The sequence below is a fragment of the candidate division WOR-3 bacterium genome (genome assembly GCA_039804025.1).
GTDB lineage: Bacteria > Hydrothermota > Hydrothermia > Hydrothermales > JAJRUZ01 > JBCNVI01.
Genome location: JBDRZP010000020.1, coordinates 12,476 through 36,629 on the forward strand (window position 1 = coordinate 12,476; position 24,154 = coordinate 36,629).

Genomic DNA, 24,154 nt, shown 5'->3' on the forward strand with positions numbered 1-24,154 from the left:
ATGTATTATAGGCAGATAAGGTTCTAAGCCTTTTAAAAAAGGAGTTAAAATGAAATTTTTTTTATTTTTTTTAACCTCAATAATAATATTGGAAGCACAGATAATAAATGAATTTCCAGTTGAGGTTTCACCGGATTCAACCTTTGCTACTTCTATTTCTCAGGACAATAATAAATTTCTTGGAATATACAGAAAAGAATTAGGGACAAGTGGTGCTTACATAAATGGTCTATTTATATCAAAGTCAAATAATTCTCCTATAGGATCTCCATACAATTTTGGAACAACAGATTTCAATTTTTATGAATTTGATTATGCACTGCCTCAGGTTGCCTTTGATGGAAAAAACTTTCTCGTTGCATGGACACAGAGCGGTTTTGTAAAAGGTAGATTTATTTCTTCAGTTAATTTTCAGATGGGACCTGTATTTAACATAGCAAATAACTATACTATAACAGGGTTCAATACACTTCACTTCAATACATTCACCAAGAAATACTTTATGGTTCTTTATAAAATAGGAACAAATGGTCTTGATGGGGTTTTTCTTGATACCCTTGGACAGTATTACAGTGCTCTTAATATTACAAGCATGAAGATAAGAAAAGAGTATTCAATGGCGTATGGCAATGGCAAATATCTTATTACTTGGATTGATAGCACAGGTTCAGATTATGCAATCTATGGTCAGCTTGTAAATGAAAATGGTTCACTTTATGGCTCTAATTTTTTAATTGATGGTTCCCCTGAGCCCAGTGATAACCCACTTTTTGTAACTTTTGATGGAACAAAATTTATAGTTCTTTTTCCAGATCAAGAAATTAGTGGATGGAAAATTTATGCAAGGTTTGTAGGATTAGATGGAACAGTCTATCCATCAAGAATTCTTGTAACATCAACAGGTCATATTGCACCTTCTGCTGCTTGTATTTCAAATTATATATTAATAACCTGGACAAGTTTTGATTCCTTGAAAGTTTTTGGAAGGTTATTTGACCTTTCCTTAAATCCTGTAACAAGTGAGTTTGCCATTTTTTCTCCAGCTGGTACCAAATTTCCTGTTGGTAATTTCACAACATTTACCAATAATAAATTTTATGTTTTTACAACAAGATGTAACTTTACTGGTGCTTTTGTTGATGGAGATATTTACGGAGCAGAAATAATAGGTTTAAAGATTGATGAGAAAGGAAATTCCCTTTCCGATAAATTTAGTTTTTTGCCCTATTATTCAAAGAACAGAATTTCCATCAATTTTAATATTCCTTTTTCTTCAGAAACTTCAATTGAACTTTATGACCTTTCAGGAAAGAAAAATATAACTCTCTTTAAGGGCTTTTTAAAATCAGGAAACTATAAAAAGGATTTTGAAATAAATAAATTGAATTCTGGAATTTACTTTGTTATTTTTAATGCTTTAAACTCGCAAAAGAAGAGTAAAGTTTTATTAATTAAGTGAAAATTTAAAGGGTAATATTCTCTTCTTTAAAGATTATTTTTATACCCTCTTCAAAATCTGTAAATTTAATATTTAAAAATTTTTTTATTTTTTCGGAATTAAGAGCATCAGCTCCCTTTCTTTTATCCTTAAAATTTATATTAAAATTTTTCCCTGTTATTTTTTCAAATATATTTTTTATTTCAAGAACAGATTTTACTATTCCACTTCCACAGTTATAAATTCCTTCTAAACCAAGTTCCATGACTTTTAGAATATATTCTGCTGCATCATAGGAAAAGATGTATTCATATCTTGAAGAGTAATCATCGTATAACACAACTTCTTTCTTTTTTTCTCTCAAAGCTTTTAAAAAATCTGAGACAGGATTTCTCTCCATAAATGGTCCGTAAATTCTTGGAAACCTCAAGGATGTGAATTTTATATTTTTTTTAGAACTTAACACTTTTAAAAGTCCCTCAGCAGCAAATTTCATTGAACCATAAAGGGAATCATGAAAATTTGCTTCTTCCTCCTCTGGAAATAACTTATTTTCATAAACACTGGCTGAGGAAATGTAAATAAAATGACCACTTTTTATCCTGTTTAAAATTTTCAAAGGTGTTATCACATTAACTTCAAGAGCATTTATGTAATCCCTTTCTACCTGAAATTCACCTGATACTGCTGAAAGATAAATGTAAAAATTAGCTTCAAAGTTTTTATTAAAGAAATCTTCAAAAAAATAAAATTCTTCTTTAAACCATTCCTTTTTTCTTAAGGAGAATCCTTTTATTATAAAATCTCTTTCTTTTAACTTTTTGTATAAACTTCTTCCAAGGAGTTCTGATAAACCGAATAAAATTACAGTTTTTTTTATCTTAAGAATTTAAAAGTATTGAACCAAGAAGAGGAAGTAATATTTCTATATTTGCTGTTAAAGAAATTCCCTTCCCACCATCTTTTGTAGGTCTTTCAACTACGTTTTGAAGGGGTCTATAATGTTGAATCTGGTCGATATTACAGGCAAAAAAGTTATAAACCTTATATCCTAAGTTTCTAACAATTGATAAACTTTTTAAAAAAACTTCAGGCATTATAACAGCAGATGCCACATTTATAACAACCCCTCCCCTTTCAAGTTCAGAAAGATAAATGGCAAATCTTTTAAAATCCTTTAAAGTTGTAAAACCTACTTCATCACCATTTAGAAAGGGAAACATATGGATTATATCTGTTCCAACAGCAACATGGAAACTCATTGGAATATTTTTTTCTTTTAAAAGACACATAAGACTTTTATTTTTGTATGGAGGATTTTTTTCAAGAAGAACGAGAGGAATTATTTCTCCCATTCCCTTTTTCTCCTTATAACCTCTTTTTAGTGCTTCGTTAAAGAATTCATGAGTTTCCTTAGTCATTCCGAATTTGCCCTCTTTTATTGTATCTTCAACAAATTCAGATGTTTCTCCGAACATTGCTATTTCAAAATCGTGTATGGAAACAGCACCCTGACCTGCAAGCCATGTAATAAAGCCTTTTTCTGCAAGTTTTGAAAATAAAGGAGCAAGCCCGCACTTAATAACAGCATCACCAATCATCCATATAATTGGTTTTTTTTCATCCCTTGCCCTTTTTAGGTTAATAACAAGTTCTCTAAAATCATTTGCCTTAAAAACTTTTGGAAGAAAATCAAGGAAAAGGGAAATTTTTTCGGGTATATCTTCTTTTATGAAATCTTCTGTTTTTAGTTTATTTTTTCTTTCCTTTATAGATATGAATTTTAAATTTTTTAATTCTTCTTCCTTCATACAATTGCCTCTCCATCAAAATTATATTTATTACTTATCCCGAGTATACTTAAAATAGTTGGTGCAACATCAATAAGTCTTACATTATCCCTTAATATCTTTTTTCCCCTTATATAAAGAAAAGCATCATCAAAGGTATGCGTTCCCTTTAAGGGAGAAGTCATATAAATTTCTTCATTTTTAAGGTCTGCCCTGAAATCAAATCCTTTCTCGGGAATTAAAAGAAAATCAGGAGAAATATTAAGAAATTCTCTTCCAAAAATTTCATATTTGTTCTTAAAATCCTTTATTCCCTCTAAATTTAAAAATTCTTTTAAAATATCCTCAACTTCTTTTGATATTTCTTCTTCCTTATATTTTGCATTTAAAAATCTTTCCCTTCTATATAAATAAATTCTTCCAGGAGTCATTGTGAATGCTTTTGAATCTTCTGAGATATCTTTTAGTTCCTGCGAATTTCCCTTTTTTAATTTAAAAATTCCTTTCTCCTTTAAAAGAGGGAAAATATTAATTTCACTTTTAAGTTCAGTAAAACCATGATCTGAAAGCAATATAAGTTCATCCTCATCCTTTACATTTCTTTCAACAAATTCTTTTATTTTTTCATCAAGAAAATAAAAGTATTTTTCTAATTTATTTTCTTCTTTAATGAAAAAGTGAAATAATCTGTCGGGTTCCATAATATGGAGAATAATAATATCAAAATAATTTTTCTTCATAATTTCTTCACAAACTTTAAATCTTTTTTCTGTTGCTAAAAAAAGTTTATTATAGAAATTCTCTCTTTTTTTCTCTTCCCTTGCCATCCATGGGTCAAGATCAATTATGTAATCTTCTTTTATTAAAAGTTTCGTTAATTCCTGAGGATAGGTAGCTTTTTCAATTTTTGGAGCAATAAATCCAGAAATACAATAAGAGTTTTTAATATCAGGGGGTGGGTAAGTTATGGGCAAATTTATATGTAAAACACTTCTTTGGTTTTCAGAAAATATCTCTATCAGGGTTTTTGTTTTTATATCCTTATAATTTGGAATATAAAGTGATAAGTCATCATGTATATCAATAAATCCAAAAATTCCATGGGAGCCTGGTTTTTTACCTGTTAAAAAACTTGTCCAGGCAACGGAGGAGAGGGTAGGGTAGATAGATTCCATTCTTTTGAAATCACCGTTATTAAACAGGGAGTTTAAAAAAGGTAAATTCTTTTTCTCAGTATAGTTTTTTAAAAAAGAGAAGGGAACACCATCAAGTCCAAGTATGAACATTCGCCTTTTTCTTTTAAAGAACATTACTTATATTCTCCCTTTAAAATTTCAAATACTTCTTTTCTTAAAATTTTTTCACTTAAATTTTCTTTATTTTTTAGTGCATTCCTTATACTTGTCATACTTATATATTCCCTGAATTTTTCATCATGAGGGCATGTATTTTCAGAGGCTATTCCATCACACTTTATACATATAAAAACTGATTTTACCTTTATTATCTCAATACCTATGTCAGGGTACTGGTCAAAAATTCTATGGGCTGCGTAGGGGTCATAAAAATTCCCTACTCCAGCATGGTCTCTTCCAACAATAAAGTGAGTTGCCCCGTAATTTTTCCTCACTATTGCATGGAAAACTGCCTCCTTTGGTCCTGCGTATCTCATAGGTGTTGTAAGTCCTGATAATAAAACTCTTTCCTTAGGAAGATAATTATCAATTAAGGCACGGTAACTTTTTAAAATTAAATCATTTGAAAAATCTCCTTCTTTTTTTCTTCCAAGAATTGGGTGAATAAAGAGACAGTCAGTTATCTCAAGGGCTATTCTCTGTAAATATTCATGAGCCCTGTGTGGAGCATTTCTTGTTTGAAAGGCGCATATTGTTTTATATCCCTTTTTCTTAAAAAATTCCCTTGTCTCCTTTGGTGTGAGTTCATATTCAGAAAAGGGATGAGGTGGTCTTTTAAAAAGCCATATTTTTCCACCTATGGCAAAATCACCTTTTGATTTTAAAAGAAAAACACCTGGATGATCCAGTGAAAGAGTGCCAAAAACCTTTCTTGATACATATTCAATATCAAAACTGTAAACTTCTTCAATTTCAATCATTCCAAATGTTTCCCCCCTGTATGATAAAAGAAGTTCTCCCTTATGAGGAATTTCCTTTACTTTTTCTTTTTTTATCTGTAAGAGTATAGGAATTGTAAAGGGGTAATCATTTGGCAATCTACCTTTTTCACAAACACTTTCCAGTTCTTCTTTTGTCATAAAACCTTCAAGGGGAGAAAAACTTCCAATTGCTATTTTTTCAAGGTCAAAAAGAGTATCTTCATCTATTTCAATTTTTTTTAAATTTCCCTCAAAGGGTAAGGGTTTTTCTTTCGGAAAAATTCTTTCAACAAGTTTCATTTTATTTGAAAAACAAGTTTTAAAAGATTTATTATATAAAATAAAAGTATTTGGGTTCAAGCCCCTTTAATAATATTTTTAAAATATGGATAGAAGATTAAAAGTTCTTATTGGGGCAATGATATTTGCCCTGAGTGTCGCATGTGGACCGAAAATGGCTTCAAAAGAAACCATGCAGAGAATCCAGGAACTTCAGGCTCAGATAGAAAAACTTCAATCAGAAATTGCTAAATGTGAAGAAGAAATGAGAAATATTGATGCTCAGAAAACTGAGAAATCTCAATTGATAGAAAAACTTAGGGCAGAAAGGGATTCTTTAAAAACATTACTTGAACTTATAAAACAGGGTTATTAAAAGGGAGGTTAAGGAAATGAAAAAATTAATTCTATTTTCTTTTTTTGTTTTTTCTCTTTTTGCTCAGGAAAAATTAACTGAAAAGGATGCACAGGCTCGTATTAAGGAACTTCAGAGTAAAATTGAAGAGCTTACTAAAAATTTAAGTACTTGCCAGAGCGAAATTGAAGCAAGAAAAAATGAACTTACCCCTCTTGATAATGAGATTTCTTCTCTACAAAATGAAATAGATGCGTTAAAGGCAGAGCTTAGTAAGTATCCATCAGAATATGAAGTTAAAAAAGGTGATTTTCTCGCAAAAATAGCTGAATATCCTTTTATTTATGGAACATATAAAGCATGGCCAAGAATATGGAGAGCAAACAGAGATCTTATTAAGGATCCAGATCTTATTTATCCCGGATGGAAATTAAAGATTCCCCATGGTCTTGATAAAAGTTATACAGTTATAAAGGGAGACTATTTATGGAAAATAGCCAATTTCTGGTGGATTTATAGAGATGGAAAGAAGTGGAAAGTTATTTATGAAGCAAATAAAGACAAGATTAAAAATCCTGACCTTATATACCCTGGACAGGAACTTATTATACCGAGATAATAGATTAAAAAGGATAAGGAAAAAAGTGAGCCCCCTCCGAGTGAGGGGGTTTTTACTTTTAATTTAAGGTGTGGAAATAAAAACCTTTAGTGTAAGACCTAAAAAATTAAGAGAAATACTTGGGGTTTTAAATCAAAACCTCAAGGTATTACAGGAATATTTTTCAGGGAAAATAACCGTGAGAGGTGAAGAAATTAAATTTGAAGGTGATAAAAAAGAATTCAAAAAATTAAAGGAGATTTTAGCCAAACTTGATGAAAGGGCTGAAGAAGGAGAGTTTTTTGAACCTGAGCAAATTATTGATATTCTGAATAATAGGAGTAATTTTAAAAATATAGAAAAATATAAAGATTCAATTATAACACCTAAAAAAATAGTTACTCCTAAAACAGATAATCAGAAACAATATGTTGATGCTTTAAGAAAATATCCTCTTGTTTTTTCAATAGGACCAGCTGGAACAGGTAAGACATACCTTGCAGTTGCCTGTGCTCTTGAGCATTTAAGGGAAGAAAAAGTAGAAAGAATTATTCTTACAAGACCTGCAGTAGAAGCTGGAGAATCACTCGGTTTTTTACCTGGTAGTTTCCAGGAAAAGGTTGATCCCTATTTAAGGCCCCTTTACGATGCCTTATTTGATATGATGCCTTATGATAGAATAAAAAAACTAATGAATACAGGAGTAATAGAAATTGCTCCTCTTGCTTACATGAGAGGAAGAACCCTTTCAAATGCTTTTGTTATCTTAGATGAGGCTCAGAATACAAATTACCTGCAGATGAAAATGTTTTTAACGAGAATAGGTTTAAAGACAAAAGTTGCTGTAACAGGTGACATAACACAGATAGATTTGAAAGATAAGGAGGAATCAGGACTTGTAATTGCAGAAAAAATTTTAAAAGGAGTAGAGGGAATAAAATTTATTTATTTTGGCTCAGAGGATATCATAAGGCATCCTATTGTTAAATCCATTATAATTGCCTTTGAAAAGTATGAGGGAAAGAAGAAGGAAGGAAAGACTTCTTAAAATTTTTTCCATATTTATATTTTCAGTTTTGATAACATACTTTTTACCTTTTTCAGAGGAAAAGATTTATACCTTAAGAATAGGTGAAGTCCCACAGAGGGATATAATAGCTCCCTTTACTTTTAAAATTCCTAAATCAAAAGAAGAGATAAAAAAGGAAAGGGAAGAAATTTTAAAGAAACTTACTCTTGTACTTTCTCCCATCTTAAGACCAAGTCTTGATCAGAATCTTATAGAAAGTCAGCTTGAAAATCTGGATATAAAAACAAGAAAAAAATTTATAGAGGAAATAAATAAAACCTATGAAGAAATAAAAGATTATGTTATTCTTGGAGATATTGATACAATAAGGAAATTAAATAGTGAATTTGTAATTCTTCTTACCCCAGAAGGAGATAAATTTTTTCCAGTAAACAAGATATATTCTTTAATAGAAGTAAAAGAAATCATAAAAAAAAGAGCAGTAAAAGTTTTTCCCTTTAACGAGCAGCTTTCCTTTTTATTTGAGGAATTAATTTCTCCTTTTATAGTTCCGAATTACAAAATTGATTTTGAGGAAACTGAAATTAGAAAGCAGAAATTACTTGAAAGGATTGAGGAATTCAAGGGAGTTGTATATAAGGGCGAAGTTATTGCCAAAAAGGGTGAACCACTTTCAAAAATAGAAATAGAAAAACTTGAGGCAATGGAAATTGCAAAAAGAAAATCCTTTATATCAAAGATTTTGATACTTTCCTTAAGGTACATATTCTTTCTCATAATTCTGCTGTTTTCCTATTATTCTATAAGATTTCTTTTCCCAGAAATTTACGGTGATACAAAAATGCTTTTACTTATAATTTTCAATTCACTTTTTTTCATGATTTTATCAAGTTTAATAATAAAAATAACAAAAACTTCCCTTTATATACCTTTTGCTTTTATACCATTTTTTTTCTATTTTGTAACAGGAAGAAAATTTGCTTTATTTTTAACGGTCGTACTCTCAATTCTATGTGCAGTTTATTCGGGTTTTAGTTTATTTTTTTTAATATATTTTCTTGCCATAGGAATTTCAGGTATTCTTATTTCAAAATTTTTAAGAAACAGATTAGATTTGATCTTTGGATTCTTTATACTCCTTTTTCTATCAATAATTCTTTCATTCTTTTTCAAAATCTATGCCAGTTTCCAGATAACTAATGGTGAAATCTTTATAAGTTCTCTTTTTTCATCAAGTTTATCAATTCTTGGAACAATTACATTACTTCCCCTTCATGAAAAATTTTTGGGAATTACCACCGATTTTTTCCTTCTTGAACTTTCAAATCCTGAGCACCCACTTTTAAAAGAACTGGAAATAAAAGCACCTGGAACTTTTGAACATTCCATACAGATGTCAGAACTGGCGAGAATTGCCGCAGAAAAAATAGGGGCAAATTCTCTCCTTGCGAAAGTTGGTGCTTTATACCACGATATAGGTAAAATTGAAACTCCTAAATTTTTTGTTGAAAATCTTAAAGACCCTCAAGAAAATCCGCATAACAAAATATCACCAACTGTAAGTGTAACTATATTGCAAAATCATGTTAAAAAAGGTGTAGAGCTTGCTAAGAAATATAGGTTGCCCGAGAGTATAATAAGAATAATAGAAAGACATCATGGAACTCTTTTAATGTTTTCTTTCTATGAAAAGGCAAAAAAAATAAATAGTGATGTAAGGGAAGAAGATTATAGATACAAGTGTCCAAAACCAGAAAAGAAAGAGGAAGCAATAATAATGCTTTTAGATGGAATTGAGGCAAAGGTAAGAAGTCTTGAAAAACACGAATTTCAAAGTATTAGGGATGCTATTGATGATGTTATAAATCATAGGTTTTCTGATGGTCAGTTTGATGAGTGTGAAATTACACGGAAAGATATGGAAAAAATAAAGGATGCTATTTTACCGAAACTTATTCACAGATTTCATGTGAGGGTGACTTATCCACCTCTTAAGGCAAAAGAAAAAATTGTTTAATCTTAATTTTTTTAAAACAACAAAAAGGAAGATACCTCTTAAGAAAAAGGATAAATTAAATTTAGAAAAAATTTTAAAAAGGGAAATAAAAAAAGAAAATTCAGATATTAAAGAAATTAACATAGTGATGGTTGGAAGAGAAAGAATAAAAAGAATTAATAAAAATTTTTTAGGGAAAAATAAAAAAACAGATTGTATTTCCTTTAACCTTGGAGAAATCGGCGAAATCTATATATGCTCTGATTTTGTAAAAAATAAAAAAGATTTTCTTAAACTAATAATTCATAGTTTTTATCATATAATGGGATATGATCATAAAAATAACCATGAGAGAATAAAAATGGAAGAAAGAGAAAAAAGGCTTTTAAATAAGTTAATATGATAATACTTATTAATTTAATTCTTCTGATCTTATCCCTTTTTCTTTCCTTTCTTGCATCAGGAACAGAGACAGCATTTTTCACTTTATCAGAGGAAAAAGCTTTAAGATATCCTTTTAAAAAGGAAAAGAAGAAGATAATTGAAAAAATTCTTCTTTATCCAGGAGTTATTATAATTACTATTGTTGGAACTAATACATTAAGCAATACTCTTTCTTCATCAATCTTTTCGAGTATAACCTTTGAAGTTTTAAAATTAAATAAAGATATGCTTATAATAATAGATACAATACTCTTTGGTTTTATTATTTTTATCTTTTTTGAAACTCTTCCAAAGAATATTGCTTTAAAATATCCTTTTAAATTTTTAATATACGGATATCCCTTTTACAGAATAGTGATTTATCCTTTTACTTTTGTTGCAGAGAGAATAAAAATAAGAGATAAGAAAATTAAAGTAAAAAATTTTCATTTTTTACATGAACTTGAGCTTATTCTTTTTACAGGTGATGTAAAGGAAATTTTAAGTGAATCGGAAAAAAGCCTTTTTATAAAGATTATAGAGATGATAGAATTGAAGGCAAAGGATTTTAAAAAAATTGAAAATGTTAAAGAAGATTATTTAAAAATAGACGAAAATGATACACTTTTTTATGTCTTAAAAAAATTGCTGAAGGAAAAAAAGGAATTTGCCCTTATTGATTCAGAGGGAAAAAAGGAGTTTATATCAAAAAAGGATTTAATTTCTTATGTTTTTGAAGATATATAATAAATTTAGTTTAAATTTTTTAACACTTTTAACTTTTTTATTTTTTGTAAGTGTTATACCCTTAAATACAGGCTCAACCTTTAAAAGAATTGATATATTTTATCACTTTTTATTTTTTTTTCTTTTTTCAATTTTTTGTGATAAAAGAGAGGAAAAAATTTTTATTCTCTTTGTTCCCCTTTCAGTTGAAATTTTACAATTTTTTTTACCTTACAGAGATGCAAGCTTAGATGATATTATATCTGATTACCTTGGCATAATATCAGGTTTTTTAACTTTTAAATTTTTTTTAAAGAATTCTTTTAATAGATTTGTATTTTTAGGTTCTTTTTTTTATCTTGGGAAAGTTTTACCTACGATGAAGGGAACTATTTCAAGTTTAATTGCCCTGATTTTTCTCTATTTTTTGAAACCTTCTTATATTTTTGTATCTTTTTTAATAATCTTTTTTTATCTTTTACATTTTATTTTGAGAGATTATTTAAGGGATAAGGATCCTGATTTTTTTACGATTGACGAGGTTGCTGGAGTTTTACCTGTTTTTTATTTAAAGAGGGATATTTTTTTGTATTTAATTTATTTTTTAATTTTTAGATTTTTTGATATCAAAAAGATTCTATTTATAAGAAAAGTTGAGAGAATAAAAAATTTTAATGGAGTTTTTCTTGATGATTTTATAAGCGCCTTTTATGCTTTGATTTTAACCCTGTTGATTTCTCCTTTAATAAGATTGAAATAGTTTAATTTATGAATATAAAATTTATAAATGAATGAAAAACACAATGAAATAGATAAAAGGTATATTGCTTTACTCTCATATTTATGGATTCTTTTTTTAATTCCTCTTCTTATTGAACCAAAGGATGAATTTGTGAAATTTCATGTTAAGCAGGGAATAGTTTTATTTTTGTTTTTTGTGATAATTTTTATAGTTGGAGGAGTTATTCCGCTTATAGGATGGTTTGTTATTTTACCTCTTGGTCTTATGTATTGGTTTTCTTTATTTGTTTTATGTATTTTCAATACTCTTTCTGGTAAAAAGGAGAAATTGCCCTTTATTGGAAAATACGCAGATAGAATAAATATATAAAGCATTGAGATTTTTATTTTTAGTATCTTCTTTTTTTATCTTTTTTTTACAAATGTTGCTCTATTCACCTCTTTTCAATCTTAAAGGTAAAGAGGAGAAAGTATTTGTCAGGTACAGGGAAAGTATTAGTGAATTTTCAAAAAAACTTAAAGAAAAATGGATAATAAGCAATGAGAAATTTATTTATTTTATGAAAATTTATAATCCGAAATTTAAGCTTTATGCAGGGGAGTGGAAAATTATAAATTCGGGAAATTCTTTTTTAAACTTAAAAAATATTGATAATGCAGAAAAAAATTTTGAACTTATAATTACAATTCCAGAGGGATATGAACTTAGAAAAATACTGAAATTGCTTTCAGAAAAAGGTGGCTATGATTATGATGAGTTAAATAGATTAGCCCAGAATCCCGAGAATTTTAAGGAATTATTTGAGTATGGTGTTCCTCAAAATCTTGAAGGTTACCTTTTCCCTGATACTTATATTTTATCCTATTCTCTTTCAGAAAAAGAAGTGCTTGAAATTTTTATAAAACGTTTTTTTGAAGTTATTAAGGAACTTGGTTATGATACAATTAAGGACAGGTTAGAGTTAAGTCTTGAGGAAATTCTGACACTTGCTTCTATAATTGAGAAAGAGGCAGTTTTTGATTATGAGAAAAAAATAATTTCTTCTGTTTATTACAATAGACTTAAAAAGGGGATACCCTTACAGGCTGACCCTACAATCCAGTATCTTCTTCCAAAGCCTATTTTCCCTTTACCCTTAAGATTTTTGAAAATGGATTCCCCTTACAATACATATAAAAATAAGGGACTGCCCCCAACACCTATATGTTCTCCAGGCAAAAAAAGTATTGAGGCAGCTTTATATCCTGAAAAAACTGAGTATCTTTATTTTGTAGCAAGAGGAGATGGAACTCATATATTTTCAAAAACTTACGAGGAACATTTAAAAAATAAAAGAAGTGCAAAAAAAGAGTGGATTAGAAGGGGTTTACTTAAATAAAAATTTAAAAAGTCCCATCTGAGCCCACATTCTGTTTTCTGCCTGTTCGTATACAATAGAATACTCGGAATCAAGAACATCCTCAGTGACTTCCTCTCCCCTGTGAGCAGGTAAACAGTGCATAAATTTAACATCTTTATCAGCCTTTTCAATTAGTTTTGAATTTACCTGATAGTTTATAAAAATTTTCTTTCTTATTTCAGCTTCAGATTCCTGTCCCATTGAAGCCCATACATCTGTATATACAAACTTTGCTCCTTTAACAGCTTCATAGGGATCATAGGTATATATTATTTTTGCACCAGTTTTTTTTGCTATTTCAATTGCTTTATCCATTATTTCTTTTTTTGGCTCATAACCTTTTGGTGTTGCAACCCTTATTTCACCTCCTGTTAAAGAAAATCCGAGGATCAGGGAGTGACACACATTGTTTCCGTCACCAACAAAAGCAAGGGGTCCTTTTAAATTACCTGAAATTTCTTTTACTGTCATAAGGTCGGCTAAAATCTGACACGGATGTTCAAGATCAGATAAAGCATTTATAACAGGTATTTTACTTTCTTTTGCAAGAATGAGAAGTGTTTCATGGGAGAAAACTCTTGAAATAATTCCATCAGTCCATCTTTCAAGATTTTTTGCAATATCTTTTACACTTTCCCTTTTACCCATTCCTACATCCTGCTGGGAAAGGTAAATTGAATCTCCACCGAGTTTTTTTATCCCTGTTTCAAAGCTTACTCTTGTTCTTAATGAGGGTTTTTCAAAAATTAAAGCAAAAATTTTATTTTTAAGAATTTTTTCTATTTTCCCCTTTTTAAACTTTTCTGCAAATTCAAGAATCTTTAAAAGTTCTTCTGAATTAATATCAAGCATTGATAAAAAATCTTTTTTCATTTTCCCTCCTTTTCCAGTGCTTCTGCCTTTTTGAAGGCTTCAAGGGCTTCATTTTTTTTGTCAATTCTTGAAAGGCAATCTGCCATTAATCTGTATACATTTGAACTTTCCCTGAGGGAAAGGGATTTTTTATAGAATTCGATAGCCTTTGTATAATTTTTTGATAGATGATATGATCTTCCAATATACTCATAAGCATAAGCATCTTCAGGATTTTTCTTTGCATATCTTTCAAAATATTTAATTGATTCATCATATTTTTTTAAAAAGAAATTGGAAAGGGCGATATTAAAGAGATAATTGATGTTTGAGGAATCGGATTTGTAAGCTTCTTTAAAATATTTCTCTGCTTCTTCATAATTTTCTTTATTTGTGTAAATTTCACCGAGCAATTCGTAGTATTTTGCTTTTAAGTCAGGGGTAAGTTCTTTATTTATGTTATTTCTTACTATTTCCTCTGCTTTTGCTATATTCTCCTCTAAATAAAATCTCGCAAGATAATAGGACATTTGGGGATCTCCTTGGTTTTTATTGTATCCCTCCTCCAGAATTTCCTTTGCTTTTTGAGTTTCCCCTTTCCCTTGATAAAAAGCAGCAAGATTCATATAGACTTTTGGGTTTTGAGGTTCAATTTCCTTTAGTTTATTGAAGCATTTTATTGCAAAGTCATAATCTTTTTCTTGACCCGATATAATTCCTGCGTTAAAAAGGGTTGTTTTATCAACTTCCTCAAGTGGTTTTTTCAATCCCATATCAAGGGATTTAAAAAGGTAATTTGCTCCCTCTTTATATTTATTCATATAAGTGTAGCCTCTTGAAATCCATAGGTAAGGTTCAGGGTTATTTGGTTCTTCTTTTGCCCATTTTTCAGCTTCTTCTATCATTTTTGTAAAATTTTCTTGTTGCATATATATTTTTACAGATGTGGAATGGGGATTTGATACACAGGAAAAAAATAATAATGAGATTGTTATAAATAATTTTTTCATTTTTTTATTTTTTATTTTTTTGAAAGGCTTTGAACCTTATAGAAAAATTAATTATAAATAAAATTCTTTAATTTTTTCACAAATAAAATTCACTTCCTCATCTTTTAAATGTGGATGTGAGGGTAGTGAGAGAACTTCTTTAGATATTTTTTCAGTTATTTTTAAATCACCTTCTTTAAAACCATAAAATTTAGCAGCAGGTTGTAAGTGACAGGGGACTGGATAATGAATACCTGTTTCAATACCTTCTTTTTTTAGATACTCTTTTAATTTATCTCTTTCTTTTGTTCTTATGACGAATAGATGATAAACTGAATTTTTTTCTTTATTTTCCTTTATAAGTTTTATTTCCTTTAAACTTTTAAGGTTTTCGTAATAAATTTTTGCTATTTCTCTTCTCCTTGAATTCCATTTATCAAGATGTTTGAGTTTTAAAAGTAATATAGCAGCTTGAATTTCATCCATTCTAAAATTGAAGCCCATAATTTCACTAAAGTAGCTTTTATTCTGCCCGTGATTTCTTAAAAGTTTTATTTTTTCATAAATTTTTTTGTTATTTGTTGAAACCCCCCCAGCTTCTCCAAGAGCACCGAGATTTTTTGTATAGTAAAAACTGAAAGCGGAAACATCACCTAAATTACCGACTTTTTTATCTCTGTAAATAGCTCCATGGGCTTGTGCTGCATCTTCAATTAAAATAATATCTGGGTAATTTTCTTTGATTTTCCAGAATTCATCCATATCACAGGGAGTTCCAAAGATATGTACTAAAATTATTGCTTTTGTTTTTTTAGTTATTTTTTTCCTTACATCTTCAGGATCAATTGTAAAATCATCTTCTTTTATTTCAGCAAAGATAGGTTTTGCTCCAACCATCCAGACAGCTTCAAGAGTTGCAAAAAAGGTAAAGGAAGGTAAAATTACTTCATCATCCTTTTCTACCCCTGCTCCCCTTAAGGCAAGATGTAATGCATCTGTTCCAGAAGATAAGGAAACAAAATACTTTGTTCCACAATACTCAGCAAATTTTTTTTCAAACTCCTCTTGGTATGGCCCCAGGTATAAATTCATTTCAGAAAAAATCTTTTCAAGGAGTGGAAAAAGTTCTTCCTTTATTTCAGTATAAGGTGTATAAAGGTCCTGTAATTTTATTTTTTTCATATTTCATAATGATAAGAAAATTTTCTGAGAAAATCTAAAAAATTATTAAAAAATTTTTTTATTTTTTCTTGTGTTTTTCTATCTTTTAATTTAAGATTTTTGTCAAATTTTTCATCAGCATTAGATATCATGAGGGTTTCAGGGTATATAAAAGCTTTAAGAGAAAAAAGGATATCAATAAGATGTTTCTGTGCTCTTGCTGTTCCAAAATTTCCAGTTGTTACTCCGCCTATTGCACATAGTTTACCTTTAAGTGGATTTTCTCCTCTTGAAATCCAGTCTATAACATTTTTTAAAACACCAGAAACTGAATGATTATATTCTGGTGTTATGAATATCATCCCATCACAATTTTTTATTTTTTTCTTTAATTTGATAACACTTTCGGGTGTTCCACTTTCTTCAATATCTTGATTAAAAAGAGGTATATTTCCTATTTCAATAATTTCAAATTTTACATCACTGGGACAGTTTTTTTTAATTTCCCTTAATATTCTTCTGTTGAAAGATTTCTCTCTTAAACTTCCTGCTATTCCAATAAGTTTAATTCTCCTCTTTTGCTTCATTTGTTTAAGTATAAAATAAAAATTTAAATTTCTACTATTTCAAAAGAACCTTCTGTTTTTTTATTCTTTCAATAAAGTTTTTAAATTTTTCGATAGTTATACTGTTAAAGATATTTATCATTTTACACGCATCTTCTTCTGCAATTTCTTCGGGTATATTTAGAAATTGAGTAAAGAAATTTATAAAGAATTGAGCCTTTTCATAAAAATCCCGAGCGATTTTCTCTCCCTTTTCTGTTAATTCTACAAATCCATAGTGTTCGTGTAAAATAAGTCCTCTTTTAGCTAATTCCTTTATAGCCTGGGTAGCAGCAGAGGTGGTAACATTAATTCTTAAAGCTATTTCCTTAACCCTCACAACCTTTCTTTTCTGACTCAGAACATATATACACCTCAGATATCTTATTAGGGATTTAGGTAAATCATTTTTTTTCATTATATTCCCCTCCTTAATTATTATAATTAAAAATTTTAAAATATCAATATTAAAAAATTCAAATAATTTTTAATTCTTTAAATATTCAATAAGTGGATCAGAAACAAGTGGTATAACATCTTTTAGCATATGGGGCATTAAATTATCTACAATTTTAGGCATAAGCTCGGGCATCTGTTCTTCCATGTAATCTGGCATATCTATTTTTTCTTTAACAAGTTCAAGCATTCTTGGCATAACCTTAGGCATAATAACTGGCATAAGAATAGGAAAGAGAATAGGAAACATAGGTTTCATAGCATAAAGAGAAAGTGGAATTTTTCCCATAAATTTCATTATCTTTCCCATTCCTAAGGGCATAGCATTTATGATATCAGGAAACATTTCTTCCATTAAAGTAGCAAAACCCTCTGGTGTCATTAGTTTTATCATCTTTTCAAAAACTGCCCATCCTCTTTTAACTTCTGGATTGGGATCAGGTAATTCATAACCAAGACTTTCAGCTGTAAATCTTGCAAGGTCAACAATTTCAAGAGGTAAATTTTTTTTCTCTTTAGTTACTCTTAACTGAAATTCACAGCAAGGACAAAGGGCAAGAACTTTTTGTGCACCTACTTCAATTGCTTCTTTTAATCTTATTTCACCAGTTTCTGCTGCAACATCTGGTTCTTTTATAAGAGTGAGAACTGAACCGCAGCAAAGGGAGTTTTCCCTATTATGTTTCATCTCAACAAATTCCACATTTGGATTTGCCTTTATTAACTCTCTTGGTTCTTCATAAATTCCTGATGCTCTTCCTATATGACAGGAATCATGGAAAGTCACTTTAATTTTTTTATCTTTAGAGTTTTCAAATTTAAACTCCCCTTTTTTAATTTTTTCAGTTATTACTTCACTATAATGTTTTACTTTGATGTCGTATTCAATTCCGAGTTTTTTAGCCCATTCTGGATAAACTTTTCTCCACATCATATCACAGGCGGGGCAAGAGGTTATGACAAATTTTGCCTCTCTATCTTTTACAGCTTTAATATTTTTTTTCATTGTTTCTTTAAAAAGATCCCATTTACCAGCTACAAGCATTGGTGTTGCACAGCAATTCTCTTCGTCTCCCAAATATGTAAAGTCAATTCCAGCTGAATCAAGAAGCCTTACAGTTCCTATTCCTATGTCCTGTTCCACATAACTTGCAGTGCAACCTGCAAAATAAACATAAGGTGCTTTTTCCTTTTTGTAATACTTTTCTTTGAGATCTTGAGGGAACCATTCTGCTCTATTTTTTCTATAACCAGCCCATATATTTCCTTCTTTTGATAGAGCTTGAGCCATCATTTCAAAGGGAGGAAAAGTCATTTTCTTTTCTTCATCTACAAGTTTTCCCCTTAATTCCATCCAGGATTCTTCAATTGGAAGATTAGCTGAACATCTTAAATTACATCTCTCACAGGTAGTGCAGGCAAGAAAGGAGTCAACCATTTTTTGGTTAAAATTTTCTCTGCCTTCCATAAATTCTCTTAAAAAGAACCATTTTCCCCTTGGACTCTGGCTTTCCCATCCTCTTCCATAAAATTGTGTGCAGTCTTCAACACAGTATCCGCATTGAGAACACACATATGAGAAAAAAGCAATATCAGCTGGTATTCCCCTTATGTCTCTGTCAGGTTTTTCCCCAATTCTTAAAGTTACATAATTTCCAAAAGGTCTTATAAAGGGTTCAAATATTTCGGAAAGTGTTAAAATTTTGCTCATAAATCCATCAGTTATTACTTTTCCTGGATTGAAGAGATTTTTAGGATCTTTTTCAATTTTAAATTTTCTGAGTTTCTTAACTTTATCTTCACCTAAAATTTTTTTAGCCTTTTTTGAGAAATAAAGTCCTGTTGAATAGGGTCTCCCTCCATATTTTTCTGCAATTTTTAAAATTGTTAAAACAAGTCCGAAAACAAAGTTATAACTGAATTTTCTTTCATCACTTGGAATAAAGCCAAGCACAACCACTTCAGGTTTTCCGTATTTTCCAGTTTTAATAATTACAGCTTCTTTTACAACTGGTTTATTAATTTTATTTTCTATTTCTTTTAGACATTTATCTAAATTTTCAAGAGGTATTATAAATTCAGAGGGCACAAGGGATGGTCCCAGCCTTTTGATAACCATTATTTTAAATCTATTTTCCCATTCATGCCTTGCTATTTCTTCACTTAAAATTTTTATTTCATACTTGTTTGCTAAACTTTTAAGATTATTTAGAACTTCTTCTTTGTCCTTTTTTCTGTAGGCTATTGTAAGAATATATGCAGCAGGTAAGAGAATTTTTTCTTCCTTTTTATTTTCATTTAAAGGTGCTTTATTTTTAAGTTCAGCCATCCTTGGATTTATAAAACTTAATGACCAGATTTTTAAATCCATTTTTATAATTTCTTCAATAAAGCTTTTAAGTTTTTCTATATCAGGTGTTGCAAAGGTATTTACTTCAATTTTTTCGTAAGGTTTTACTTTTAAAGTAATCTCAGTTATTATTCCAGTTATTCCTTCTGCTTCATAGAATAAATCAAGTTCATCCTCTTCAATTTTTTTGACGGTTCCGTCTGGTAATATTGCTTTAATGGCTTTAACATTTTCTCCAAAATATCCGTATTCATAACTACCAATTCCAGCACCTCCTTGAGCAAACCATCCACCAACTGTTGAAGAAGGGTAACTTGTTGGATAAAGTCTTAAGGTTAATCCATGTTTTAAAAGTTCTTTATCAAGCTGTTCCCAGGTAATTCCTGGCTGGCAGGTTACAAGTTCCTTTTCTGGGTCTATATTAATAATTTTTTTCATTCTGTAAAAATCAATTACAATTCCTCTTTTGATTGGAATTACTCCTCCATACCCTGAGGTTGCTTTTCCTCTTGGAACAACTGGAATATTATTTTCCTTAGCCCATTTTACAAGGAAGACTATTTCTTCTTCATTTTCAGGTTGAACCACAAGGTCAGCAATTGGATTTTTGAATATTTTTTTAATAAGTGATGGTATAGAAGCAATATCATGGGAATAAAGCTTCCTTTCAATTTTATCAAGGGAAGCCCTATTTTTAAATTTTTCTATTATTGGTAAATATTTTTTTTGTAAGGTTTTCATTTCCCCTCCTTTTAAGTTTACTTAAAAAAGTTAAATTTACTTAATATATTATAAAATTAATTTTATAAAATTTCAAGAAGAATTTATTTTGGAAATTTTAATAAATCTCGGTTATTTGGAGGAATTAGGGAATTCATATAATCGGGGCGCGCGGATTTGAACCGCGGACCTCCTGGTCCCAAGCCAGGCGCGCTATCCGGACTGCGCTACGCCCCGTAGAATTACTATAAAATTAATTATAAACTTTTAACCTTAAAAATACAAATTTTTATAAGTTTCAAAGTTGAAAAAAATTCTTCGAAAGAATATTATATTAAATATAAAAATGGAATTTTTTTATTTTTTGCTTTTGTTAATTTTTTTTAAAGATAAAGAAATAAAAGGAAATTTTCTAAAAGGAGGAGATCCTGTGGAAAAAAAATTTAAATTAGCCACCTTTGCAGGTGGATGTTTCTGGTGTATGGAAGAAGCCTTCCATAAAATTGAAGGTGTTATTGATGTTATTTCAGGTTATACAGGTGGTCAAAAGGAAAATCCCACCTATGAGGAGGTTTCATCTGGTAAAACAGGTCATTATGAAGCGGTTCAGGTTATCTATGATCCAGAGAAAATTTCATATCAGGATTTATTAGAAGTTTTTTGGTCTCATATAGACCCCACTGACCCTGAAGGGCAGTTTGCAGATAAAGGAGAGCAGTATAAAACAGCAATTTTTTATCATGATGAGGAACAGAAATTCCTTGCTGAAAAATCAAAGGAATTACTTGAAAAATCCGGTATTTTTAAAGATCCAATTGTTACTGAAATAAAAAAATTTGAAAAATTTTATAAGGCAGAGGATTATCATCAGGATTTTTATAAGAAAGAACCGATTAGATACTGTTTTTACAAATACTTTTCAGGTAGAGAGAAATTTATATGGAATGTTTGGAGAGAAAAATTGAAAAACTTGAAATACAAAAAAGACCCGAGATACAAAAAACCTTCAAAGGAAGAATTAAAGAAAAAATTAACAGAACTTCAGTATAAGGTAACACAGGAAAACTATACTGAAAAACCCTTTGAAAATGAATATTATAAAAATGATAGACCCGGTATTTATGTTGATGTTGTTTCAGGCGAAGTTTTGTTTTCAACTCTTGATCAATTTGATTCTGGATGTGGATGGCCTTCCTTTACAAAACCTCTTGAGGAGGATAATTTAGTTTATAAAATTGATACATCCCATAATATGGTCAGGGTTGAAGTAAGGTCCAAACACGGGGATTCCCATCTTGGACACTTATTTGATGATGGTCCTCCACCAACTGGATTAAGATATTGTATAAATTCAGCATCTTTAAGGTTTATTCCCCTTGAAGATTTAGAAAAAGAAGGCTACGGTGAGTATAAAAAACTTTTTGAAAAGACTAAAAAATAGGTTTACTGTAATCACACTTAACTTTTATATCATAGTCAGAAAGTTTTTTGCCTGTAAGTTTACATAAATGTTTTTTAACAGGGTCAGGAAAGGCATTTTTTACAAAATTTACACAGTTAATACACATCCTTGAAATTCTTATAACGTTTTTATCTTGAAATTCTGAAATTATTTTTAGTAAAAGAGTATAGAGTTCTCTTTTATCCCTTAATTTTAATGCTTTTAATCCCTTTGATATTTCGCCTCTGTAACCTGAGAGAATTTTATTTAAAACTTTTTCACCCCTTTCTGTAAGTTTTAAAAATTTGTATCTCTTATCCTTTTTACTTTTCTCCTCTTTTATCAATCCCTTTTTAACCAATGTTTTTAGAGCTTCAGAAAGTGTAGCTCTTGTTATCCCCAGTTCCTCGGATATAAAAGATGGTAAGGCTCTTTCTGCTGGATTTTCAGCAAGAAATAATATTACCTGAATTCCAAGAGGTGATATACCTGTTTCCTTTGATATATCCCAGAATAAAACCTTTGATAGGTTCGTTATCTTTTCAAATATATATATGATTTTTGTATCAAGCTCATTTAAATTTGTCATATTTATACCTCATTTTTAGGATTTCTAATTATAAGATAAATTATTTACCGGGTTCTCTTATTCTTGGAAAAATTAAAAGAAAAAAGTAAAATATGGATAAAACCTGAAGTATTACACCTGAAAGAGCAAGGTAATAAAAATTTTTATTTTGGATGAATCCTTCAAAAATACTTCTCAATACTGTTCCAGAATTGAAAAGAAAGTAGAGAGAAAGCCCCTGTTTTTCTTCCTTTCTGTATAATTTGACTCTCTCTTCTGGTTCCTGTGGTGTTTTTCTTGGAAACATCCATAAGCCAACCCCCATTATCATCTGGATAACAAATCCAAGAAAAAGTAGATGTGCGTGGACTTCTCTGAATTTAAAAAAGAAAGAAAAATTTTCAAAATTGTAACCAAGGAACATAAAAAAACCAATCAATGTTCCTGCAAGAAAGTAGAATATACTTGTTTTTATCATTAGTCTCTGATATAAAAACTTCATAATTTTATTATAAAGGTTTTGAAAACATAAATTTTTAAATCACTTATAAAATATTGACTCATTAGTTATTAATTACTTATAATAAAAATATAGAATAAAGATACTAATGGAAGAAGTAAATAATTTTTATATTAATTTTTTTAATTTTAAATGCCGTTATTTTCAAAAAGAATTATGGGAGAAAATCATTAAAAATGAATTTCCACTCTTAATCAGGGCTTCCACTGGTTCAGGTAAAACAGAAGCTGTTCTTGCTCCATTTTTATCTCAATTTATTGATAAAAACTTTTTCATTGCTCCAAGGTTGATTTATGTCCTACCCATGAGGGTGCTTGTAAATAGTATTGCTCAGAGGATCAAAAAGTATACAGAGAAAATTTCGCCCCACATCACTATTGAAGTTCAGCATGGAGACCTCCCCAACTCACCTTTTTTCATAGCAGACATAGTTGTAACAACCCTTGACCAGTTTCTTTATGGTTTTGCAAGGTCAAGCCATCAGGTAGGCAGACACATTGATGTGCCTGCTGGTGCCATTGCCTCATCTTTGGTAGTCTTTGATGAAGCTCATATGTATAGAGATGAGTTTACCTTTGCCATAATGCGAGCCCTGATGGAGATACTCCATAAAAGTAATATTCCCTTCATAGTTATGACTGCTACCATGCCTAAAAGCTTAGAGGATAGCCTTTTTGAAAATATTGACATAGATGAAGGCAGGAAGATTATCGGGAAGATAGATTTAAACTCAACTCTAAAGATAACCCTATGCGAAGAGCCTCTTGTCAGAGGCAATGAGGTGAATATTTCAGATAAACTCTTACAAAAGATAAGATCCAAAAAGACACTGATAATTTTAAATCAGGTAAAGAGGGCTCAAAGGGTTTATGAAGAAATTAAAAAGAGGCTTGATTTAAAGGAGAATGAGATAGTCTTGCTTCATTCGCAGTTTACAAGAAAAGATCGAGAAAAACATGAAAGAAAGGCACTTTCTCTTGTGCCCCATAAAGAAGAGGAAAGAGTGGTAAGACCTGAAGGAACTGGCATAGTAGTCTCAACTCAGGTGCTTGAAGCAGGCATAGATTTTTCAGCAGAGCTTTTGCTTACAGAATTAGCGCCAGCAGATTCACTTGTTCAGAGGGCTGGAAGATGCGCAAGATATGAAGGAGAAAAGGGAGAGATGATTATCTTCCCTGTTGAAAATGATAAAGGGCATTTGCCATACAAAAAAGAGCATTTAGATAAAGCATATGATTGGCTATTAAATTATAGTAATTTTAATATAAAGAATTTTGGTGAAGTTTGCTCCTTTGTGGATGCTACCCTTGATTATAGGGCAAACGATTATGAGGCAAGGGATACCCTGATTGATTTGTATGAGTGTGTTCTATATGCTGATTCTAAACCTTCAAATATACAGGTTAGAGAGGGAAAACCCATTACCCTTGTAGTTGTTGACCTTTCAATAGGTGAAGGGCGAAAAAAAGAAGAAAGGATTAAGGATGCGATTAATAAAACAAATATCAGGGATAATTCCATAAGTGTAGATTTCGGAGTTGGAAGAAGACTATTAGAGAAGGGAATTTTAAAATATAAGCTTAATTTTGACCCAGAGCAG

24 protein-coding genes and 1 tRNA gene are annotated in these 24,154 nt (G+C 30.0%); 12 read left to right on the forward strand and 13 right to left on the reverse strand.

The features are described from left to right. Nucleotides 1-49 precede the first annotated feature (49 nt). Complete coding sequence (locus tag ABIN73_07750; protein MEO0269615.1) at nucleotides 50-1,459, forward strand: T9SS type A sorting domain-containing protein; 1,410 nt, start codon at nucleotides 50-52, stop codon at nucleotides 1,457-1,459. Between the two features lie 4 nt (nucleotides 1,460-1,463). Here the strand turns inward: ABIN73_07750 and ABIN73_07755 are convergent, their stop codons facing one another. Genes ABIN73_07755 through sat form a run of 4 tightly spaced genes read right to left on the reverse strand, consistent with a single transcriptional unit; the run spans nucleotide 1,464 to nucleotide 5,644 of the window. Continuing rightward, nucleotides 1,464-2,327: an NAD(P)-dependent oxidoreductase gene (locus ABIN73_07755; protein MEO0269616.1), complete on the reverse strand. Its 864-nt coding sequence runs from the start codon at nucleotides 2,325-2,327 to the stop codon at nucleotides 1,464-1,466. Continuing rightward, complete coding sequence (locus ABIN73_07760; GenBank protein ID MEO0269617.1) at nucleotides 2,320-3,249, reverse strand: hypothetical protein; 930 nt, start codon at nucleotides 3,247-3,249, stop codon at nucleotides 2,320-2,322. The genes ABIN73_07755 and ABIN73_07760 overlap by 8 nt, the downstream gene beginning before the upstream one ends. Further along, a complete protein-coding gene (locus tag ABIN73_07765) occupies nucleotides 3,246-4,514 on the reverse strand; it encodes an alkaline phosphatase family protein (GenBank protein MEO0269618.1) in 1,269 nt (422 codons plus the stop codon). The genes ABIN73_07760 and ABIN73_07765 overlap by 4 nt, the downstream gene beginning before the upstream one ends. Nucleotides 4,515-4,537: 23 nt before the next feature. After that, nucleotides 4,538-5,644, reverse strand: coding sequence for a sulfate adenylyltransferase (gene sat / locus ABIN73_07770; protein MEO0269619.1), 1,107 nt, complete (start codon nucleotides 5,642-5,644; stop codon nucleotides 4,538-4,540). 85 nt (nucleotides 5,645-5,729) lie between these two features. On the opposite strand from sat, the gene ABIN73_07775 reads away from it, so the two are divergent. The 9 genes from ABIN73_07775 (at nucleotide 5,730) to mltG (ending at nucleotide 12,871) form a co-directional block, all read left to right on the forward strand. Next, entirely contained in the window at nucleotides 5,730-5,999 is a 270-nt protein-coding gene (locus ABIN73_07775; GenBank protein MEO0269620.1) for a hypothetical protein, read from the forward strand. Nucleotides 6,000-6,015: 16 nt separating this feature from the next. Beyond that, the gene (locus ABIN73_07780) at nucleotides 6,016-6,597 is read left to right on the forward strand and encodes a LysM peptidoglycan-binding domain-containing protein (protein MEO0269621.1); all 582 of its coding nucleotides are present in this window, start codon (nucleotides 6,016-6,018) and stop codon (nucleotides 6,595-6,597) included. A 70-nt stretch (nucleotides 6,598-6,667) separates the two neighbouring features. Beyond that, nucleotides 6,668-7,624 carry a PhoH family protein gene (locus ABIN73_07785; GenBank protein ID MEO0269622.1) on the forward strand — a complete coding sequence of 319 codons (957 nt, stop codon included), beginning with the start codon at nucleotides 6,668-6,670 and terminating at the stop codon, nucleotides 7,622-7,624. Further along, the gene (locus ABIN73_07790) at nucleotides 7,590-9,623 is read left to right on the forward strand and encodes an HDIG domain-containing metalloprotein (protein ID MEO0269623.1); all 2,034 of its coding nucleotides are present in this window, start codon (nucleotides 7,590-7,592) and stop codon (nucleotides 9,621-9,623) included. The genes ABIN73_07785 and ABIN73_07790 overlap by 35 nt, the downstream gene beginning before the upstream one ends. After that, on the forward strand, nucleotides 9,616-10,005 hold the full coding sequence (gene ybeY / locus ABIN73_07795) for an rRNA maturation RNase YbeY (protein MEO0269624.1): 390 nt from the start codon (nucleotides 9,616-9,618) through the stop codon (nucleotides 10,003-10,005). The genes ABIN73_07790 and ybeY overlap by 8 nt, the downstream gene beginning before the upstream one ends. Next, nucleotides 10,002-10,772 carry a CNNM domain-containing protein gene (locus ABIN73_07800; GenBank protein ID MEO0269625.1) on the forward strand — a complete coding sequence of 257 codons (771 nt, stop codon included), beginning with the start codon at nucleotides 10,002-10,004 and terminating at the stop codon, nucleotides 10,770-10,772. The genes ybeY and ABIN73_07800 overlap by 4 nt, the downstream gene beginning before the upstream one ends. Further along, a complete protein-coding gene (locus tag ABIN73_07805) occupies nucleotides 10,753-11,511 on the forward strand; it encodes a phosphatidylglycerophosphatase A (GenBank protein MEO0269626.1) in 759 nt (252 codons plus the stop codon). The genes ABIN73_07800 and ABIN73_07805 overlap by 20 nt, the downstream gene beginning before the upstream one ends. Before the next feature lie 27 nt (nucleotides 11,512-11,538). Further along, nucleotides 11,539-11,862: a hypothetical protein gene (locus ABIN73_07810; protein ID MEO0269627.1), complete on the forward strand. Its 324-nt coding sequence runs from the start codon at nucleotides 11,539-11,541 to the stop codon at nucleotides 11,860-11,862. Nucleotides 11,863-11,866: 4 nt separating this feature from the next. Beyond that, complete coding sequence (gene mltG, locus ABIN73_07815; GenBank protein MEO0269628.1) at nucleotides 11,867-12,871, forward strand: endolytic transglycosylase MltG; 1,005 nt, start codon at nucleotides 11,867-11,869, stop codon at nucleotides 12,869-12,871. On the opposite strand, the gene argF is transcribed toward mltG, so the two are convergent. The 7 genes from argF to ABIN73_07850 all read right to left on the reverse strand — a co-directional run bounded on the left by argF (nucleotide 12,860) and on the right by ABIN73_07850 (nucleotide 20,262). Next, nucleotides 12,860-13,765, reverse strand: coding sequence for an ornithine carbamoyltransferase (gene argF / locus ABIN73_07820; GenBank protein MEO0269629.1), 906 nt, complete (start codon nucleotides 13,763-13,765; stop codon nucleotides 12,860-12,862). The genes mltG and argF overlap by 12 nt on opposite strands. Then, nucleotides 13,762-14,754 carry a tetratricopeptide repeat protein gene (locus tag ABIN73_07825; GenBank protein ID MEO0269630.1) on the reverse strand — a complete coding sequence of 331 codons (993 nt, stop codon included), beginning with the start codon at nucleotides 14,752-14,754 and terminating at the stop codon, nucleotides 13,762-13,764. The genes argF and ABIN73_07825 overlap by 4 nt, the downstream gene beginning before the upstream one ends. A 51-nt stretch (nucleotides 14,755-14,805) precedes the next feature. Then, entirely contained in the window at nucleotides 14,806-15,915 is a 1,110-nt protein-coding gene (locus ABIN73_07830; GenBank protein ID MEO0269631.1) for a DegT/DnrJ/EryC1/StrS family aminotransferase, read from the reverse strand. Further along, nucleotides 15,912-16,481, reverse strand: a complete 570-nt coding sequence (locus ABIN73_07835) for an NAD(P)H-dependent oxidoreductase (protein MEO0269632.1) — start codon at nucleotides 16,479-16,481, stop codon at nucleotides 15,912-15,914. Before ABIN73_07835 ends, ABIN73_07830 begins: the two co-directional genes overlap by 4 nt. A 34-nt stretch (nucleotides 16,482-16,515) precedes the next feature. Continuing rightward, a complete protein-coding gene (locus ABIN73_07840) occupies nucleotides 16,516-16,917 on the reverse strand; it encodes a metal-dependent transcriptional regulator (protein ID MEO0269633.1) in 402 nt (133 codons plus the stop codon). A 69-nt stretch (nucleotides 16,918-16,986) separates the two neighbouring features. Next, nucleotides 16,987-20,046 (reverse strand): FAD-binding and (Fe-S)-binding domain-containing protein, encoded by a 3,060-nt coding sequence (locus ABIN73_07845; protein ID MEO0269634.1) that lies wholly within the window; start codon nucleotides 20,044-20,046, stop codon nucleotides 16,987-16,989. A gap of 141 nt (nucleotides 20,047-20,187) precedes the next feature. Further along, a tRNA-Pro gene (locus ABIN73_07850) sits at nucleotides 20,188-20,262 on the reverse strand. A gap of 193 nt (nucleotides 20,263-20,455) precedes the next feature. Between ABIN73_07850 and msrA the strand changes: the two genes are divergently transcribed. Continuing rightward, the gene (gene msrA, locus ABIN73_07855; protein MEO0269635.1) at nucleotides 20,456-21,466 is read left to right on the forward strand and encodes a peptide-methionine (S)-S-oxide reductase MsrA; all 1,011 of its coding nucleotides are present in this window, start codon (nucleotides 20,456-20,458) and stop codon (nucleotides 21,464-21,466) included. On the opposite strand, the gene ABIN73_07860 is transcribed toward msrA, so the two are convergent. Both ABIN73_07860 and ABIN73_07865 read right to left on the reverse strand, forming a co-directional pair. Next, on the reverse strand, nucleotides 21,456-22,055 hold the full coding sequence (locus ABIN73_07860; protein ID MEO0269636.1) for a MarR family winged helix-turn-helix transcriptional regulator: 600 nt from the start codon (nucleotides 22,053-22,055) through the stop codon (nucleotides 21,456-21,458). The two genes, msrA and ABIN73_07860, sit on opposite strands and share 11 nt — an antisense overlap. A 40-nt stretch (nucleotides 22,056-22,095) precedes the next feature. Then, the gene (locus ABIN73_07865; GenBank protein ID MEO0269637.1) at nucleotides 22,096-22,536 is read right to left on the reverse strand and encodes a hypothetical protein; all 441 of its coding nucleotides are present in this window, start codon (nucleotides 22,534-22,536) and stop codon (nucleotides 22,096-22,098) included. Between the two features lie 106 nt (nucleotides 22,537-22,642). On the opposite strand from ABIN73_07865, the gene cas3 reads away from it, so the two are divergent. Then, on the forward strand, nucleotides 22,643-24,154 hold a 1,512-nt coding region (gene cas3 / locus ABIN73_07870; protein ID MEO0269638.1), incomplete at its 3' end, for a CRISPR-associated helicase Cas3'.

Coding starts and splice junctions, on each gene's coding strand:
- ABIN73_07805 (MEO0269626.1), top strand. CDS start 10,753: ATGTTTTTGAAGATATATAATAAATTTAGTTTAAATTTTTTAACACTT.
- ABIN73_07800 (MEO0269625.1), top strand. CDS start 10,002: ATGATAATACTTATTAATTTAATTCTTCTGATCTTATCCCTTTTTCTT.
- ABIN73_07750 (MEO0269615.1), top strand. CDS start 50: ATGAAATTTTTTTTATTTTTTTTAACCTCAATAATAATATTGGAAGCA.
- ABIN73_07760 (MEO0269617.1), bottom strand. CDS start 3,249: ATGAAGGAAGAAGAATTAAAAAATTTAAAATTCATATCTATAAAGGAA.
- ABIN73_07860 (MEO0269636.1), bottom strand. CDS start 22,055: ATGACAAATTTAAATGAGCTTGATACAAAAATCATATATATATTTGAA.
- ABIN73_07840 (MEO0269633.1), bottom strand. CDS start 16,917: ATGAAAAAAAATGATTTACCTAAATCCCTAATAAGATATCTGAGGTGT.
- ABIN73_07830 (MEO0269631.1), bottom strand. CDS start 15,915: ATGAAAAAAATAAAATTACAGGACCTTTATACACCTTATACTGAAATA.
- ABIN73_07810 (MEO0269627.1), top strand. CDS start 11,539: ATGAATGAAAAACACAATGAAATAGATAAAAGGTATATTGCTTTACTC.
- argF (MEO0269629.1), bottom strand. CDS start 13,765: ATGAAAAAAGATTTTTTATCAATGCTTGATATTAATTCAGAAGAACTT.
- ABIN73_07790 (MEO0269623.1), top strand. CDS start 7,590: ATGAGGGAAAGAAGAAGGAAGGAAAGACTTCTTAAAATTTTTTCCATA.
- ABIN73_07845 (MEO0269634.1), bottom strand. CDS start 20,046: ATGAAAACCTTACAAAAAAAATATTTACCAATAATAGAAAAATTTAAA.
- ABIN73_07765 (MEO0269618.1), bottom strand. CDS start 4,514: ATGTTCATACTTGGACTTGATGGTGTTCCCTTCTCTTTTTTAAAAAAC.
- ABIN73_07865 (MEO0269637.1), bottom strand. CDS start 22,536: ATGAAGTTTTTATATCAGAGACTAATGATAAAAACAAGTATATTCTAC.
- ABIN73_07780 (MEO0269621.1), top strand. CDS start 6,016: ATGAAAAAATTAATTCTATTTTCTTTTTTTGTTTTTTCTCTTTTTGCT.
- ABIN73_07775 (MEO0269620.1), top strand. CDS start 5,730: ATGGATAGAAGATTAAAAGTTCTTATTGGGGCAATGATATTTGCCCTG.
- ABIN73_07835 (MEO0269632.1), bottom strand. CDS start 16,481: ATGAAGCAAAAGAGGAGAATTAAACTTATTGGAATAGCAGGAAGTTTA.
- sat (MEO0269619.1), bottom strand. CDS start 5,644: ATGAAACTTGTTGAAAGAATTTTTCCGAAAGAAAAACCCTTACCCTTT.
- ABIN73_07825 (MEO0269630.1), bottom strand. CDS start 14,754: ATGAAAAAATTATTTATAACAATCTCATTATTATTTTTTTCCTGTGTA.